Annotated in this window: 14 protein-coding genes and 3 pseudogenes; 6 read left to right on the forward strand and 11 right to left on the reverse strand. The window is 66.5% G+C overall.

All coding sequences use genetic code 11. The features are described from left to right. Positions 1–70 precede the first annotated feature (70 nt). The 4 genes from DL544_RS12850 to ppsR form a co-directional block, all read right to left on the reverse strand. On the reverse strand, positions 71–685 hold the full coding sequence (locus tag DL544_RS12850) for a DUF2239 family protein (protein ID WP_139727288.1): 615 nt from the start codon (positions 683–685) through the stop codon (positions 71–73). Positions 686–828: 143 nt separating this feature from the next. Then, positions 829–1,317, reverse strand: coding sequence for an NUDIX hydrolase (locus DL544_RS12855; protein WP_005417168.1), 489 nt, complete (start codon positions 1,315–1,317; stop codon positions 829–831). 42 nt (positions 1,318–1,359) lie between these two features. Continuing rightward, positions 1,360–1,869: a DUF1249 domain-containing protein gene (locus DL544_RS12860; RefSeq protein ID WP_032954273.1), complete on the reverse strand. Its 510-nt coding sequence runs from the start codon at positions 1,867–1,869 to the stop codon at positions 1,360–1,362. A 177-nt stretch (positions 1,870–2,046) separates the two neighbouring features. After that, the gene (gene ppsR / locus DL544_RS12865; RefSeq protein ID WP_005417170.1) at positions 2,047–2,868 is read right to left on the reverse strand and encodes a posphoenolpyruvate synthetase regulatory kinase/phosphorylase PpsR; all 822 of its coding nucleotides are present in this window, start codon (positions 2,866–2,868) and stop codon (positions 2,047–2,049) included. A gap of 144 nt (positions 2,869–3,012) precedes the next feature. Here ppsR and ppsA point away from each other — a divergent pair. Beyond that, a pseudogene (gene ppsA, locus DL544_RS12870) lies at positions 3,013–5,390 on the forward strand (phosphoenolpyruvate synthase). A gap of 145 nt (positions 5,391–5,535) precedes the next feature. Then, complete coding sequence (locus DL544_RS12875) at positions 5,536–6,435, forward strand: mechanosensitive ion channel family protein (protein WP_065186198.1); 900 nt, start codon at positions 5,536–5,538, stop codon at positions 6,433–6,435. A 131-nt stretch (positions 6,436–6,566) separates the two neighbouring features. On the opposite strand, the gene DL544_RS12880 is transcribed toward DL544_RS12875, so the two are convergent. The 4 genes and pseudogenes from DL544_RS12880 to tadA all read right to left on the reverse strand — a co-directional run bounded on the left by DL544_RS12880 (position 6,567) and on the right by tadA (position 10,056). Further along, positions 6,567–7,682: an alkene reductase gene (locus DL544_RS12880; protein ID WP_065186148.1), complete on the reverse strand. Its 1,116-nt coding sequence runs from the start codon at positions 7,680–7,682 to the stop codon at positions 6,567–6,569. 206 nt (positions 7,683–7,888) lie between these two features. Further along, positions 7,889–8,760, reverse strand: a pseudogene (locus tag DL544_RS12885) (EcsC family protein). 123 nt (positions 8,761–8,883) lie between these two features. Further along, positions 8,884–9,456, reverse strand: coding sequence for an oligoribonuclease (gene orn / locus DL544_RS12890; protein WP_053499815.1), 573 nt, complete (start codon positions 9,454–9,456; stop codon positions 8,884–8,886). 75 nt (positions 9,457–9,531) lie between these two features. Further along, complete coding sequence (gene tadA, locus DL544_RS12895; RefSeq protein ID WP_005417177.1) at positions 9,532–10,056, reverse strand: tRNA adenosine(34) deaminase TadA; 525 nt, start codon at positions 10,054–10,056, stop codon at positions 9,532–9,534. 184 nt (positions 10,057–10,240) lie between these two features. Between tadA and DL544_RS12900 the strand changes: the two genes are divergently transcribed. Next, entirely contained in the window at positions 10,241–10,678 is a 438-nt protein-coding gene (locus DL544_RS12900; protein ID WP_065186149.1) for an acetyltransferase, read from the forward strand. Positions 10,679–10,712: 34 nt separating this feature from the next. On the opposite strand, the gene DL544_RS12905 is transcribed toward DL544_RS12900, so the two are convergent. Then, on the reverse strand, positions 10,713–11,219 hold the full coding sequence (locus DL544_RS12905) for a GNAT family N-acetyltransferase (RefSeq protein WP_005417179.1): 507 nt from the start codon (positions 11,217–11,219) through the stop codon (positions 10,713–10,715). A gap of 261 nt (positions 11,220–11,480) precedes the next feature. Here DL544_RS12905 and DL544_RS12910 point away from each other — a divergent pair, with 261 nt between their 5' ends. From DL544_RS12910 to DL544_RS12920, 3 genes and pseudogenes are all read left to right on the forward strand, one after another. Beyond that, a complete protein-coding gene (locus DL544_RS12910; RefSeq protein ID WP_479692449.1) occupies positions 11,481–12,137 on the forward strand; it encodes a hypothetical protein in 657 nt (218 codons plus the stop codon). Positions 12,138–12,180: 43 nt separating this feature from the next. Beyond that, entirely contained in the window at positions 12,181–12,834 is a 654-nt protein-coding gene (locus tag DL544_RS12915) for a hypothetical protein (protein ID WP_065186150.1), read from the forward strand. Next, positions 12,831–14,158: pseudogene (locus DL544_RS12920) on the forward strand (XVIPCD domain-containing protein). The gene DL544_RS12915 and the pseudogene DL544_RS12920 overlap by 4 nt, the downstream one beginning before the upstream one ends. 52 nt (positions 14,159–14,210) lie before the next feature. Here the strand turns inward: DL544_RS12920 and DL544_RS12925 are convergent. Together DL544_RS12925 and DL544_RS12930 are read right to left on the reverse strand one after the other, a co-directional pair. After that, positions 14,211–15,479, reverse strand: coding sequence for a hypothetical protein (locus DL544_RS12925; protein WP_374082868.1), 1,269 nt, complete (start codon positions 15,477–15,479; stop codon positions 14,211–14,213). Between the two features lie 97 nt (positions 15,480–15,576). Beyond that, positions 15,577–16,584 (reverse strand): XVIPCD domain-containing protein, encoded by a 1,008-nt coding sequence (locus tag DL544_RS12930; protein WP_065186153.1) that lies wholly within the window; start codon positions 16,582–16,584, stop codon positions 15,577–15,579. Between the last annotated feature and the right edge of the window lie 4 nt (positions 16,585–16,588).

Genomic DNA, 16,588 nt, shown 5'->3' on the forward strand with positions numbered 1-16,588 from the left:
AAGCAAGCACAGGGGACCGGGCCGTGGCCCGCGATCAGGTGGCGCCGCCGTTCAACGACGGCGCGATGGATCAGCCGTCAGCGCTGTCGAACGCCAGACGCAGGGCGTGGTCGCGCACATCCCTGGGCCAGGAATGCAGCACCGCTTCCAGGCCCGCACGGTCGTGCGCGAACAGCACGCGGATGGCCTCCTCGAAGCCCGGCAGGTCGCCGACGATGGTCTGCAGGAAGTGATAGGCGCGTTCGGCATCGCGACGCCGGCGGTCCTTGTCCGCACCGGCGCGGCTGGCCGTCTCCACCAGTTTTCGCAATGCCACCGAGGCGCCGCCCGGCTGCTCGGCCAGCCAGGCCCAATGGCGCGGCAGCAAGGTCACTTCACGGGCGACCACGCCCAGCTTGGGGCGGCCACGGCCACGCGGGGTCGCAGCGTCTTCGGCAGTGATTTCGGCATCCGCCTCGTCAGAGGCGGGAAACGCTTCGGTTACCCGCGCCAGCAGTTCCTCGTCACTGCCGCGCGTATCGAAATCGCGGGTGCGACCGGTGGCGTTGTCGAACACCAGCAATGGTCCGGCAGCGTTGTCGGCGCGCAGCCGCTTGAGCGCCAGTGCCGCCACTTCCGGGCTGCCGCAGGCAACGAGGCGATGGCCGTCGAAACAACTGAAGGGAGGGAGTCGGGACGCAGGCATGGCAATGGCATCAGAGGTGATGCGCGAATATTGCCCGGGTAATTTATGGCTGTCAATATTGCCCGGGCATTAATCGACCAAAAGAGCGTGCCAACCCAGATTGGCACTCCCCGGAATGGTTGGCACCTCCCCGATTCACCGGGTCACAGCCGGCTGTAGGACCAACTGACCATGCGCCCGTCCTTGTACGGCATCACGCCGTGGAACGGGCGCGGGTCGGCGTCGAACACCAGCGGCAGGAAGTTGCGGTCGCCTTCCCACATCGGCAGCGTGTCCAGCTTGTCCAGATCTACCCACTCCAGCGTGCCTTCGTGGTTGCCGCCGTGCGGGGTACCTTCGAAGCTGTCGATGACGAACACGAAGCCCAGCCAGTCTTCGCCGTGCTTGCCGAAACCGGGCCAGCTGAGAGTGCCGCGCAGGCGCATGCCGGTGCAGTCGATGCCGGCTTCCTCGGCAATCTCGCGGCGCATGCTGGCCGCCACGTCCTCGTCCGCTTCGATCTTGCCACCCAGGCCGTTGTACTTGCCGAGGTGATGGTCACCGGGGCGCGTATTGCGATGGATCATCAGCACCTGGCGACGATCGGGCGACAGCACATAGCCCAGAGTGGCGACGATCGGGGTGTACGGCATGGGGCGGCATCCAGCGGCAGGTCAGCCCTGGATTATGGCCGATCAGCGCACGAGCGACAGGCGGCGCTCGGCAGGCGCACCGGCGCCATCGGGATCACGGCGCAGCGTTGCGACGCCGTGGCCGCGCTCGGCCAGGTATTCCAGCCACTTGCCGAGGAAGGTGTTCATCCGCATGCGATGACTGATCAACTCCGCCGGCGGCGGGTACAGGCCCATGGTGTCCTGCCAGCGGCGGCCGACGTAGCAATGAGTGGTCTCGGCCTGGCGCGCGTCACGGTACAGGCGAACATAGGCCGAGGGATCCGGCTCGCCGGTGACCGGGTCGGCAATGTCGTAGGTCAGCCGCAGTTCCACCGTATAGCGGTGGCACTCGATCACGTCCAGGCGGACATCCAGGCCGTCGCCGATCGAGGAAATGTAGCTGCCCGCCGCCAGTCCCGCCGGTTCGAACAGGCGCACCAGATGGCGGTAGTTCTCCGCGTACAGGCCCATCAGCCAGCTCAGCCGGCTCAGGCGGGGAATGCGTTCGGTACGGGGCAAGGCTCGGGCCATGGGTCGATCCTACACGTTGGTGCTTCAACGTGGGGGCGCCTCAAGCCACAGCCAACCCGACGACGACGATCCCCCTGCAGGGCCGAGCCCACGCTCGGCTGCGCTTCGGCCAGAACCCGGTGGCCCAGCCGAGCGTGGGCTCGGCTCTACGGGCGCAGCCAGGCGCGCCGGAAAGGATCAATACAGCTCGCGCTGCAGCCCCAATGTGGCCAGCACCTTGCTGGAAATCTCCTCGATCGAGGTGTGGGTGGTGCTCAGGGTCGGGATCCGCTCCATGCGGAACATGGTCTCGGCCGCGGCCACCTCCCGCTTGCAGGTGTCCAGGTTCGCGTAGCGCGAGTTCGGACGGCGCTCCTGGCGGATCTGCTGCAGGCGGTCCGGATCGATGGTCAACCCGAACAGCTTGCGCCGGTAGTTGCGCAGGCGCGGCGGCAGGCGGTCGCTTTCCAGGTCCTCGTCGGTCAGCGGGTAGTTGGCCGCGCGCACTCCGTAATGCAGAGCCAGGTAGATGCAGGTGGGCGTCTTGCCGGCGCGCGACACCGCCACCAGGATCACGTCGGCATCGTCATAGTTCACTGCGATGCCGTCGTCATGGGTCAGGGCGAAGTTCATCGCGTTGATGCGGCGGTGGTACGTGTCGAAATCGACCATGCCGTGGGCCTGGCCGACCCGGGCCAGGCGAGGGCTGGCCAGTTCGCGCTCCAGTGGCTCGATGAACGGCGCGAACACATCCAGCATCAGGGCACCGCTGTCGGCCAGGATCAGACTCAGGCTCTGGTCCACGCAGGAGTTCACCACGATCGGCCGGACCTGGTACCGCTCCCCCGCCGCCTGGATCCGGGCGCAGGCTTCACGCGCTTTTTCAGGGTCGTCGACAAACGACATCCGATCGGTAATGAAGCTGAACCCGGAGAACTGGGTCAGCAGGCTATGCCCAATGGTTTCAGCGGTGATACCGGTTCCATCGGAAACGTAGAACACCGGACGGATGGTCGACATGCGCGCTTTTACCCCCTACGAAGCTTAAAAAGGCCGCCAGCACAAGCTTGTGCCGACGGTGCTCTGCCCGGCATCATATCGGCTTCTTCCTACGGACGCGGCCACTCAGCCCGCCTCGGGCGATGGCCAAACGGAGCATCGCGCTTGAACGAGAACATCCTGTGGTTGCACGAACTGCGTCTGGCCGATCTGGCCCGCGTAGGCGGCAAGAATTCGTCCCTGGGCGAGATGATCGGCAACCTGGCCGGTCTGGGCGTTTCGGTGCCGGGCGGTTATGCCACCACCGCTGAAGCCTTCAAGGACTTCATCGCGCACAACGACCTGTCCAAGCGCATCTTCGACAGGCTGGCCACGCTGGACGTCGAGGACGTCAACGCGCTGACCGCCGCCGGCAAGGAAATCCGCGGCTGGGTAATCGACGCCCCGCTGCAGCCGCAGCTGGACCAGGACATCCGCACCGCCTACGCCAAGCTGAGCGCCGAGAATGGCGGCGGCGACGTGGCCGTGGCCGTGCGTTCGTCTGCCACTGCCGAGGATCTGCCGGATGCGTCCTTCGCCGGCCAGCAGGAAACCTTCCTCAACGTGACCGGTGCCGACGACGTGGTGCACAAGGTCAAGGAAGTGTTCGCCTCGCTGTACAACGACCGCGCCATCGCCTACCGCGTGCACCACGGCTTCAAGCATGAGGACGTGTTCCTGTCCGCCGGCGTGCAGCTGATGGTGCGTTCGGGCGTCGGTTCCTCCGGCGTGCTGTTCACCCTGGACACCGAGTCCGGCTTCCGCGACGTGGTGTTCGTCACCTCCTCGTTCGGCCTGGGCGAGATGGTCGTGCAGGGCGCGGTCAATCCGGACGAATACTACGTCTACAAGCCCACCCTGCAGGCTGGCAAGCCGGCGATCCTGCGCCGCTCGCTCGGCAGCAAGGCGATCCGCATGGTGTATTCGGATGTCCCCGGTGAGCGCGTCCGTATCGAAGACACGCCGGCCGAACTGCGCACCACCTTCTCGATCAGCGACGAGGACGTGCAGGAACTGGCCAAGCAGGCGCTGGTCATCGAAAAGCACTACGGCCGCCCGATGGACATCGAGTGGGCCAAGGACGGTGTCAGCGGCAAGCTGTTCATCGTGCAGGCGCGCCCGGAAACGGTGAAGTCGCGCAGCCACGCCACCCAGATCGAGCGCTTCGCGCTGACCGAGAAGGGCGGCAAGGTGCTGGCCGAGGGCCGTGCCGTCGGCGCCAAGATCGGTTCGGGCGTGGCCCGCGTGGTGAAGACGCTGGACGACATGAACCGCGTGCAGCCCGGTGACGTGCTGATCGCCGACATGACCGATCCGGATTGGGAACCGGTGATGAAGCGCGCCTCGGCCATCGTCACCAACCGCGGTGGCCGCACCTGCCACGCCGCGATCATCGCGCGCGAGCTGGGCGTGCCGGCCGTGGTTGGTTCGGGCAACGCGACCCAGGTCATCGAAGATGGCCAGCTGGTCACCGTCAGCTGCGCTGAAGGCGATACCGGCTTCATCTACGAAGGCAAGCTCGGCTTTGAACGCACCACCACCGATCTGGGCAACATGCCGCCGGCGCCGCTGAAGATCATGATGAACGTGGCCAACCCGGAACGTGCCTTCGACTTCGGCCAGCTGCCGAACGCCGGCATCGGCCTGGCCCGCCTGGAAATGATCATCGCCAGCCACATCGGCATCCATCCGAATGCGCTGCTGGAATACGACCGCCAGGATGCGGCGACCAAGAAGAAGATCGACGAGAAGATCGCCGGCTACGGTGATCCGGTCAGCTTCTACGTCGACCGCCTGGCCGAAGGCATCGCCACCCTCACCGCCTCGGTCGCCCGAACGCCGTGATCGTGCGCCTGTCGGACTTCAAGTCCAACGAGTACGCCAACCTGATCGGCGGCAGCAACTACGAGCCGCACGAAGAGAACCCGATGATCGGCTTCCGCGGCGCCAGCCGTTACGTCGATCCGAGCTTCTCGGCCGCCTTCGCGCTGGAGTGCAAGGCCGTACTGCGCGTGCGCAACGAAATGGGCCTGGACAACCTGTGGGTCATGATTCCGTTCGTGCGCACCCTGGAAGAAGGCCGCAAGGTCATCGAGGTGCTGGAACAGAACGGCCTGAAGCAGGGCGAGAACGGCCTGAAGATCATCATGATGTGCGAAGTGCCGTCCAACGCACTGCTCGCCGATGAGTTCCTGGAGATCTTCGACGGCTTCTCGATCGGCTCCAACGACCTGACCCAGCTGAGCCTGGGCCTGGACCGCGACTCGTCGATCGTCGCGCACCTGTTCGACGAACGTAACCCGGCGGTGAAAAAACTGCTGTCGATGGCGATCAAGTCGGCACGTGCCAAGGGCAAGTACGTTGGCATCTGCGGCCAGGGCCCGTCCGATCACCCGGATCTGGCCGAATGGCTGATGCAGGAAGGCATCGAGTCGGTGTCGCTGAACCCGGACACCGTGGTGGATACCTGGCTGCGCCTGGCCAAGCTGAAGGCCAACGGCTGATGCCGTGATGGGCTGACGTCGCTTTCATCGACGTCCGCCCATACTGCTGCTGCACGCAAGCCCCGCCTCTGCGGGGCTTGCTGTTTCTGGCGTCCACGCACGCCGGGCCCCACGCAGACATCGCTACGCAGCAAAGGACTTCCGCATGATCGCCGCCGCACCTCCCACCCCCGCCCCCGCCGCAACGCCCTGGTTCCACTCGCTCAACTGGGAGCGCCTGCTGGAAACCTACGGTGTGCCGTTACTGGCCGCCATCGTGGTGCTGCTGGTGGGCCTGTGGGTGGCGCGTCGCCTGTCCAACGCGATGCCGCGCGCCACAGCGCGCATGGGCGTGGACCCGATGCTGGGCAGCTTCCTGCGCAACGTGGTGTACGCCGCATCGCTGGTGATCGTGGTGGTGCTGGCCATCGGCACGCTGGGCGTGCAGATCACGCCGCTGCTGGCCGTGCTCGGCACCGCCGGCCTGGCCGTTGGCCTTGCCCTTAAGGATTCGCTGTCCAACATCGCCTCGGGCGTGATGCTGGTGACACTGCGGCCGTTCCGCGTCGGCGACGTGGTCACCGTTGCCGGACAGACCGGCACGGTGCGCGAAGTGCGCATTTTCCAGACCGTCATCACCGGTGCCGACAACCAGCACACCACCATTCCGAACACGCTGATCACCGCCGCACCGATCATCAACCTGACCGCCGAGCCGACCCGCCGCGTCGAACTGGTGATCGGCATCGGCTACGAGGACAACATCCAGCTGGCGCGCGATACCGCGCTGGCGTTGATGAAGGCCGACCCGCGCGTGCTGCAGACGCCGGCACCGGACGTGGTGGTGTACGAGTTGGGGGCGCACGCGATCAACCTCGGCATCCGCTGCTACGTGAAGTCAGCCGACTGGTTCGGCACCAAGGTCACGCTGCTGGAGCAGCTGAAGCTGGGCTTTGACAGGGCCGGCATCAACATCCCGTACCCGCAGCAGGACATGCACCTGTACCTGCATGGGAAGGATGGCGGTGTGGTCGAGGCGGACGCGCTGGTGCGCGACAAGCCCTGATCCCAAACAGAAATGCCGGCCAGCGGCCGGCACTACCCTGCCCCGCGCCCCCTGGTAGTGCCGGCCGCTGGCCGGCACCCACCCATCTCCATGCACCGGTAGTGCCGGCCGCTGGCCGGCAGCCTTCAGGATCAGGCCGCGACGCTCTCTTCCAGCGTCGGGTAATCGGTGAAGCCGACCGCCCCGCCACCGAAGAACGTCGCACGATCCGGCGGATTCAGTTCCGCACCCAGGCGCAGACGCTCCGGCAAATCCGGGTTGGCTATGAACGGGCGACCGAAGCCGATCAAGTCGGCCCAGCCTTCAGCCAGTGCCTGCTCGGCGCGCTCGGCGGTGTACTTGCCGGCGTAGATCAGCGTGCCCGGGTAGACCATGCGCAGCGCCTGCTTGAACGCCACCGGCATCAGCGGTGCATCATCCCAGTCGGCCTCGGCGATGTGCAGGTAACCGACGCCGAGCTCACCCAACAGGTGGGCTGCCGCCAGATAGGTCGCCTGCGGCGTATCGTCCACCGCACCCTGCAACGTGGTCAGTGGCGCCAGGCGCACGCCGACGCGATCACCACCGACCACCGCAACCACCGCCTGCACCACCTCGCGCAGGAACCGCAGGCGGTTCTGCAACGCGCCGCCATAGCCGTCGGTGCGCTGGTTGGCCTGCGAGTCGATGAACTGGTTGATCAGGTAGCCATTGGCACCGTGCAACTCCACGCCATCGAAGCCTGCGTCCAGCGCGCTGCGTGCCGCCTGGGCGTAGTCGGCGACGATGCCGGGAATCTCGTCTTCGCGCAGCGCGCGCGGCATCGAATGCTGGATCATTTCGCCCACCCCGGCTTCGGGACCTGCCCCGGTCGGGTCGACAAACACCTTCACGCCTTCCGCCAACAACGCCGACGACGACACCGGCGCGGCGCCACCCGGCTGCAGCGCCACGTGCGAGACCCGGCCGACATGCCACAGCTGGGCGTAGATGCGACCACCGGCAGCGTGCACCGCATCGGTCACCCGACGCCAGCCCTGCACCTGTTCCGGGCTGTGGATGCCCGGGGTCCAGGCATAGCCCTGGCCCTGCGGGCTGATCTGGGTGCCCTCGCTGACGATCAGGCCGGCACTGGCGCGTTGGGCGTAGTAGGCGGCCATGTCCGCGGTGGCGACGTTGCCGTCGGCGGCACGCGAGCGGGTCATCGGCGGCATCACGATGCGGTTGGGCAGGGTCAAGGCGCCCAAGCGGTGGGGAGTGAACAACATGGCGGCGATCTCTTGCGGGGGGACTGCCGCAAAGGATGGGGATGCCAACTGCCAGGCAACAGGCATGCACTGGCAAAACAGTTGTTCCCCGAAGGCAAGGATGGCCAGCCGGGGGGCAGAGCCCCTTCCTGCGGAACGGGATCCGGCCCGCGCGCAACCGGGGTCGGATCCCTTTGCACCGCAAAGGGCTCCGACCCCGAAGCCGGTTACAGCGTGGGTTCGATCAGCACGCCGCCATGCGCCACGCGGTCATAGCAGGCGCGCACCACATCTTCCCCGTACTTCAACTCCAGCCGGCGCACGATGAAGTGACCACGCGCCATGTCCTGGTAGTAGTCGGTGAACATGGTGTTCAGCGTTGCACCCGCGGCGGCACCAACGATCGGCACCGCCTGCGCGGCGAACTTCTCGGTAACGACCACGCCGAAGCGCGCCGCCACCTTCTCCACCATCTTCGCCAGCAGCTTGCCGGCTTCCTTCGGCGCCACGCCCAGCGTCAGGTCGCGGCCGGTCACCACCCGCCCGGCCAGCTCGGCCGACAGGTGGCGCATCACATCGGTGGTGAAGCCGCGGGCCAGGTAATAGCCCGTCTCGCTGGCGTCATCACGCGGCGAGTTGCCGCCCAGCGCGAACACTTCCAGGCACGCCTGGCGGGTGCTGAACTCGGACAGGTCAAACCCCTCGCTGCGGGCGACGTCGGCCACCGCACGCATCATGATCGTGGTCGACACCGGCAACTCGATGAGCAGGGCGGCAAAGCCGAAGGCACCGCCGACCGCACCGGAGGTGGCTGCCGCCAATTTGTGCCAGCGGGTCGACGCTCCCTTGCCGGGCGAGTTGTCCATGCTCCACAGGGCTGCCTGCGCCGACTTGGACAGTGCCGCCTGCACCGCACCGTGGATGCGGTTGGAGACCGAACTGGGCAGCGCCTTCACCGCGAACTCCAGCGGCGTACCGACCAGGTTCGCCATGCGCGCGGTCAGGGTCGGCGCTTCCAGCAGCGCCACCGCGCGCTGCAGGTCGGACCAGTCGCGGGCGTCATGGGCGATGTCGCGGGAAGCAGGATGGGCTCGTTCATGGCGCCGATCTTAGCGCCCGGAAGTTGAACGGTTCGTCGTGGGTCACGTCAGAAGGGGCGGATCCGGCGCCTTGCCGGCCAGCGGCCGGCACTACCCGTGGGCGTGTCACCCGGCGGCGTCGTTCAGGCAGCCGGCAGGCCCGACAGCGCGCCCATGAACTGACGGTAGTGGCGCAGCTCGGCGATCGAATCGTGCACATCGCTCAACGCGGTATGGTTGCTGTTCTTGCCGACGCCGGCGGCCACGCTCGGCGCCCAGCGCTTGGCCAGTTCCTTCACCGTGGACACGTCCAGGTTGCGGTAGTGGAAGTACTTCTCCAGCCTCGGCATCTGGCGGTGCAGGAAGCGGCGATCCTGGCAGATCGAGTTGCCGCACATCGGCGAAAGACCGGCCGGAATCCACTGCGCCAGGAAGTTCACCGTCTGCGCTTCGGCCTGGCCCAGGGTGGTGGTGCTGTCCACCACGCGCTGCCACAGGCCGGAACGACGGTGCTGGTTGCGGTTCCACTCATCCATCGCTTCCAGCGTTTCCAGCGGATGGTGGATGGCAAACTCGGGGCCTTCAGCCAGCACATTGAGCTGGGCATCGGTGACCACGGTGGCGATCTCGATGATCGAATCGTTGTCGGTATCCAACCCGGTCATCTCCAGGTCGATCCAGATCAGTCGCTCGTTGGCCGCGCCGGTGTCCGCCATTGTGTCGCCTCGTTGCTGGGCAGGCGCGCGGCCTACCGGTGAAGGAAAGAGGCGCCCATCATACCCGTTCGCCCCTCAGCCCTCGCCCGCATGGTCTTCCAGCAGCAACGGCGGCTTGCCGCGCTTGGCGCGGAAATAATTGGTCAGGCGCATGCTGGCCTCCTTGGCCAGCACCCCACCGTGGATTTCCACCCGGTGATTGTGCCGGGCATCACCCAGCAGGTCGAACACGCTGCCGCAGGCGCCGGTCTTGGGGTCGCTGGCGCCGTAGACCAAGCGGGCGACGCGTGCATGCACGATGGCCATCGCGCACATCGCGCAGGGTTCGAGGGTCACGTACAGGGTGCTGCCGAGCAGCCGATGATTGGCCAGCCGCGTGCCGCCGGCGCGCATGGCCACGATCTCGGCATGCGCACTGGGATCGTGCGAGGCGATGTTGAGGTTCCAGCCCTCGCCCAGCAGCTGGCCATCGGCGCCCACCAGTACCGCGCCGACCGGAATCTCGTCGAACTCGCGCTGCGCACGCTCGGCCAGCGCCAGCGCATGGCGCATCCAGTGTTCATCGGCGTCGTGCACCGGTACACCCAGGGCATCGGTCATGGCGGTTCTCGCGTGTCTGCAGGGCCAGGACGGCCGCCGGGGCCGCATTGTACGCCCGCGGCCGTGCAGGCGGCGCGCGTACAGGCGGTGCCATTGCGCGCGACCGGCGGTCCAAGCAGCGAGCGCGCTGAAGCCAGGCTGCAGGCCTCATACTGGGCCCTTCCGCAAGCACCTTGGTGAACCCATGACCACCCTTCGCCCCTCGCGCGCCGACGACGGCGCCGCCCTCGTCGACCTCTGGCGCCGCGCCGTCGACGCCACCCACGACTTCCTCAGCGCCGAAGACCGGCAGGCCATCGATGCCGAAGTCGCCAGCTTCCTGCCGCAGGCGCCGATGACCGTTGCGGTCGATGCACAGGATCGGCCACTGGGCTTCATGCTGATCGACGGCACGCACATGGAAGCGCTGTTCATCGATCCGGACGTGCGCGGCACTGGTATCGGCCGGCAACTGCTGCAGCACGCGCTGGCCCGGCATCCGCAGCTGAGTACCGACGTCAATGAGCAGAACGCACAGGCCGTTGGCTTCTACCTGCGCATGGGCTTCGTCGAAACCGGCCGCTCACCGTTAGATTCGCAGGGCCGTCCGTATCCTCTGATCCATCTCCGGCACGACGGCTGACATTGGACGGATATTCGAGGCCCGCCCCCGATCATCAGGCCGTGGCTTCGAATGCCGGTGAGTACTGCACCTCTCCCTGCGCCATCGACGGCCTCAGGTGCAGCGCCTGGAAGTACTCTGGCGGCACACCCGGTAGCACCAGGCCGGGCTCGGCGCGGAATCCGAATCGACCGTAGTACGCGGGTTCTCCCAGCAATACGCAGCCCTGCGCCCCCTGCTCACGCAGTGCATCAAGCGCCGCATGCATCAGCGCCGCGCCGACACCCTGCCCCTGCCATCCGGGCAGCACCGAGATTGGTCCCAGGCCAAACCAGCCCGTACTGCCATCGCTGATCGTCACCGGCGACAAGGCAACATGCCCGACGACCTGCCCGTCCTTCTCGGCGACCAGCGAGAGACTCAGCTCTCCACGCGAACGCAGTGCATCCACAATAAACTGCTCGGTGTGGCTGCTGTGCGGGGCTTCGCGGAAGGCTGCCTCGGTGAGTGCGTGGATGACAGCGCGGTCTTCGCGGATTTCAGGGCGGATCGTGCAGTTCAAGGAGGGCGCCTTCAATGAAGTGATGGACATGTGAATGATTGATTTCAGTCACGGATTCAGCCGCAGACCTGCCTCCGGCAGCAATGCCAACGTGATGATCGCGAGCCTTGTGCGGCAAGCGATCCGCCCGGGCAATGCTTCCCCGGGGCGTCAAAAATCCGTCTCCAAGGGTGGCACAGCGCTCCCGGCACGTTCCATAATCGAGATACCTGCCACCCAGGAAGGATAGATGGACATGGACGCACGATGCAGGCTCGCGCCATGGGTGTAGCTCGCCCCGAACCCAGGGGGCGGCCGCTCCTGGCATTGCTCGCCCTCGTCCCGCTGGCGGCATGTTCGCCCTACGCCGACGCCGAGCGTGACGTCGCCGCGGGTGGACGCGGCCTGGCCAAACTCAACCCGGCGCCGAAGCAGGCCTACGAACTGGTGCTGACACTGAAGGACGCGCCGGGCCGGTTCGCGATCGTGGAGGGCGTGGCCCAGTACGACGTCAGTAACTACGAAGACTGCGGGCGGATCATATGGTCCACCGGTACGGCAAGCCGCATTACCAGCCAGGAACCGGTGGAACTGCGCAGGGTTGGCGAGAACGAATACCGCGGTACGTTCTACCTCGACCGCATGCAGGATCAGGACTATTACGATCGCGGTACGTGCCACTGGACGCTGACCGGTGTTGGCGCGATGTTGCGTGCGACGAACGGCGAAGCCGATACGCGATTCCTGACCTACGTCAATAAAGAGCGCATGGACGCAGGATCGCCGCTGACTCTCTACTACCCGAAGACTGCCTATCCCCGCGCCGAGCTTGCTGCCAACTTCCCTGCCAGCGGTAAAGAAGATCCGTCAGCCTACAGGGAGGATCTACGCAATGCGCTGTTCTCATCTACCACCACTGTGCAGAAGCTTGTGCCATGAACTGCCAGTGTCACATTTACACCTACCCCCAAGGAGGCCGACATTGCGCCACAAGATGATTCCGTGCCTTGCTCTGCTTCTGTTGACCGCCTGCCATCCGGAGACCGCCATGAACCAGGAACGTGCCGCTGCTGAAGCCGATGTCGCCCAGGGTGGGCGCGGGCTCGCAAAGCTCAACCCCAGCCCGCGCAAGGCCTATGAACTGGTGCTGCGCCTGAAGGACGCCCCGGGTGATTTCGCTGTGGTTGAAGGCGTGGCCCAGTACGACGTCACCAACGAAGACCAGTGCGGCCACATCGAGCCGGCCACCGGCACGGCTGCACGGATTACCAGCCAGGAACCGGTGGAACTGCGCAAGGTCGCCGATGGCGAGTACCGGGGCACGCTGTATGTGGACCGCATGCTGGACGAGGACTACTACGGTCGTGGTGTCTGCAAATGGGAATTCACCGGTGCAGGCGCGATGCTGAAGGCAACGGGTGCTGAAGAGGAGACCCGCTTCCTGACCTTCGCTGACGCGGAACCGCTGATCGAAGGGAAAACGCACACGCTTTTCTATCCTGATCTCGTCTATCCGCGGACAGACCGTGTTCCCAATTTCCCGGCAAGTGGCGAGTCCGATCGCAGCGGTTATGCCGTCGATCTGCGGGACAATTTGTTCACGATCAGTCTTTCTGCAAGTGAGGTGGCCCCGTGACCATCACCTCACAAGACTACGCCGCCTTATCCAATGACGCATATAAGGATCGCGCTGTCGGTCGACGCGCCCCTGGTCAAGAAGAGAAGGTCATACTGAACGGCCATGAGTACAAGATCCTTGAGCATGTCGACAATCGGCTCAATGGTTATCAAGGTACGGTCTATCAACGCGTAGACAGCAAGGAAATCGTCATTGCACATCGGGGCACCGAGCAGATCGGACGCGATGGCATCCTGACGGATGGAGGCATGGTCGTCGCCCGCACCAATGTGCAGGCACCTGACGCGATCGCATTGACGCAGAGAACGCTCGAAGCCGCAGCGGCGCAGTCCCGCTTGAGCGGCGGACCAACTCCTCAAGTCACCGTCACCGGTCACTCCCTCGGTGGCGCTCTGGCCCAGATCACCTCGCACCATTTCAACGTCAAGGGCGAAACCTTCAACGCCTATGGCGCGGTCAGCCTCAGCTACCGCATCCCGGAAGGCGGCAACACCATGATCAACCATGTCATGGCCTCCGATCCGGTCAGCGCGGCGTCGCCGCACTTCGGCCAGGTGCGCATCTACGCCAGGCCGAATGAAATCAGCACGCTCGCCGCGAACGGTTTCAGCAATCACTCGTTGCGCGCCCTTATCCCCGACCGGCCGATCATCGCCGCAGGCAGCTCGTTCGGCGCGCACAAGCTGGGCAACTTCCTCGGTGACGGCTCGGTGCTGCAGCACCCGGAAACGCAGAAGCTGGCAAAAGACAACGCCAGGATGATCGAGGAGTACCGCGACGACGTTGAATCACTGCGCCGTGGTGTCACCCGCGCGGCGCGGGGCATTCCAGGCGGCGCCGTCGACCTGTACGACCACATCCGCGGCCCGCTGCAGCCCGGTGAGCCGGCACGCCGCGAAGCGGAGAAGAACGGCCATCACACCAGCATGCTGCGAATGGACGATGCCAACCATGTGGGCAACCCACTGTTCAACGACGCGATCCGTGGCGTGCACGCGCAGGATGTCCGCGTCGGCCGGGTACCAGACGTGATGAGCACGCAACTGGCAGGCAGCCTGGCCGCCGAAATGCACGCAGCAGGCGGCAAGCGCATCGACGAAGTGGTCATGAATGCCGATGCCTCGCGCAGCTTCGCCGTGCAGGGCCAGGGCGGCGACCCCGCCCACCTTCGCGTATCGGTCGATACGGCAGTGGCGATGAACACCCGCTGGAACAGAGCAGCCAGCGCATCGACCAGCAGGCCGCCGACCAGCGCGTTACGCTGGAGCGCGACCAGCAGCTGGAACAGCAGCGGAACCAGACCCGCAGCCTGCAGGCCTGATGCAGCGCGGGAGCCGGTCAGCCCGGCTCCCGCATCACTTCGAGACTCCGGCTCAGGGGCCGGACGCTGCCATTGGCACGGATGCTGCGGCCGTCACGAACAGATCGGGCCCGGAATCCGGGAATCCGCCACAGGCGCGATCGCCGGGTGCCACCGGGTCACAGGGCCACTGCGCGCGCGCGACCTTCTCGCGCAGCTCGAAGCGATCACCGGTCCAGACCACGAACGCGATGTGCTCACGGTTCCAGTCACTGTAGGCGCGCGGACCACCCTTCTGCGCCGACTCCGGGTATTGCACGAACCAACGCATGGCCGGGCCGTACTGCAGCTTGCTGTGGTCCAGGCTGATCCGGCCCTCACGCGACAGCTGGCGCGCACGATCGGCCTCCGTGACCGGGGGCATCGTCGGCATGGCATCGGCGGTCACATCCCTCGGCGCCGCATCCCCGCGGACCTGGTACACACGCTGGGCTACATAAGCCTCGCGGCAATCACCCGCTGGCACACGAACCGGCTCCGCGCCGTACTCATCACGGTTGGCGACCTGGTCGCTGCAGGTGAACGGCGCCGACACCAGATAGAACGTGCTGTCGGCGTCGCGCCCTTCCAGCGAACGCACCCAGATGTCGCCCATCCGCACGATGAAGTCCGGGCGCTGGCCATAGCCCGGCACAGCCTTGAACCAGGCCTTCTGCCGCACCTCACGCTCGCGCCAGCTGCGCGGCAGGTGGATGTCCTGCGCGGGCAGCGCGACCAGCAACGCGGCCAGATGCGCCGGCATGGTGCCCTGGCAGGCGCCAATCAGCAGGTCGCCCTGGGTCGCCAGCCGCCCGGCCAGATCCACCGGGCAGCGGGCACCGAGCGCCCGCTCGGTCGCCTGCTCTGGCGGCAACGGCACGATGGCCAATGCGGGCGGAGCGGGCGCTACTGCGGGAACGGTTGGCTCGACGGAGGCGGGCGGTGCAGCCACAGGTGCCGCCGCTGCGGGCGCAACGGGCGCCGGCGCCGGATCCGCAGCCGGCGCCGGCTGCGCGTCCACCCGCGGTGTCGCAGGGCGAGTCACGGCAGCCGGCACTTCGGGAGCGGGCGCCGCGACAACGGCGTTGGCCGCCGCGGGCGCTGCAACGGGCGCCGCCTCTGCAGGCGCCTCAACGGTAGCCTCGGCAGCGGGGGGCGTCCCCACCACAGGTGCCGCTGCCTCCTGAGCCTGTGCCGACGCTGCGGCAAGTCCAAGTGACAGCAGCCAGAGCGGCGGCAGGCGGCGCACGGATGCAGTGCAGCGGGCAGCGGCGTGCCGGGTATTCGAGGGAACGATTCGCATGTGGTGTCCTTACGAGTGGGTTTCCATGTCGGCGCCAAAGGGCGCCACGCGTCGTACGTAAAGCGCCGGCGGGCACTCTGCCCGCCGGCATCAGGTGCTACAGGGATCGAGAGCGCTGCTCCTGCTCGCGGGCGAGCGCGGCCGCGAGGTCCTGCTGGGCGACACTGGCGGCCAACTGCTGGCTGCTCTGCGCCAGCGGCTGCTGCGCCGCCTGTTCGCGCTCGACCGAAGCGCGCAGCATGGCCGGGTCACCCAGCGCGCCCTGCACGGCAAACAACGTGCGGCCGTCGTTGCCAGCCAGGAGATGATCGATGCGCGACATCCCCGCCTTCTGCGCGCTCAGCGCCAGTGCGCCGGCAGCATTGTCCAGTTCCTGCACGCTGCGCAGACCGCTTTGTGGTCCCATCTGCTGCAGATGGTGGCGGGCGCCCTGGAACAGGGCATGCCCCGGCGCGCCAGGCTGCGACATGTCGCGCACGGTGGCCTGCTGGGCCGGCGCCCCGACTTCGCCCCGCTCCAGCCGCGCCATCACATCAGGCGTCAACTTCTGCTGCCACACCTCGAATCGCTGCTGGCGGGCCTCGATGCCGTTCAGGCCACCATTGATCGCGCGCGTCGCTTCGCGCACGTCCTCGCGCGCCGCTTCCGGCACCCGCGTCTGCCACTGCCACACGGCAATGCGGCCTGCCTGCTCGGGCTGCGCGGCCAGTTCCGGGTGATTCACCAAGTCCAGATCCAGCGCCTTGCCGGCACGCTCGTAATTCTCCTTGCCGACCAGAGGCAGATAGCCACGGCCGTGATACTTCAGCGCATCGCCAGGCGCGTCATTGCCCATACGCCCGCCATACATCAGTTCGGCCAGGTTCTCCGGCCGCCCACGCAGCGCCTCCTGGCGCGCGCTCTCAAGCGCACCATTGCCATTGCGCCACGCCGCTTCCACCGGGATCTGCGAGATACCCCGGGTGAAGTTGAAACTTTCATTGAGCCGGCTCAGGCCACGGGACTCGTGCCCGGCCTGCGCCATGAAGTTGGCCAGTTCCCGGGACGAGGTCATGCCGGCCTCCGTGGCCTGCCGCAACAGCTGCGACTCCCTATCCTGCGACACGGTG

Source organism: Stenotrophomonas sp. pho (assembly GCF_006228405.1).
Taxonomy (GTDB): domain Bacteria; phylum Pseudomonadota; class Gammaproteobacteria; order Xanthomonadales; family Xanthomonadaceae; genus Stenotrophomonas; species Stenotrophomonas sepilia.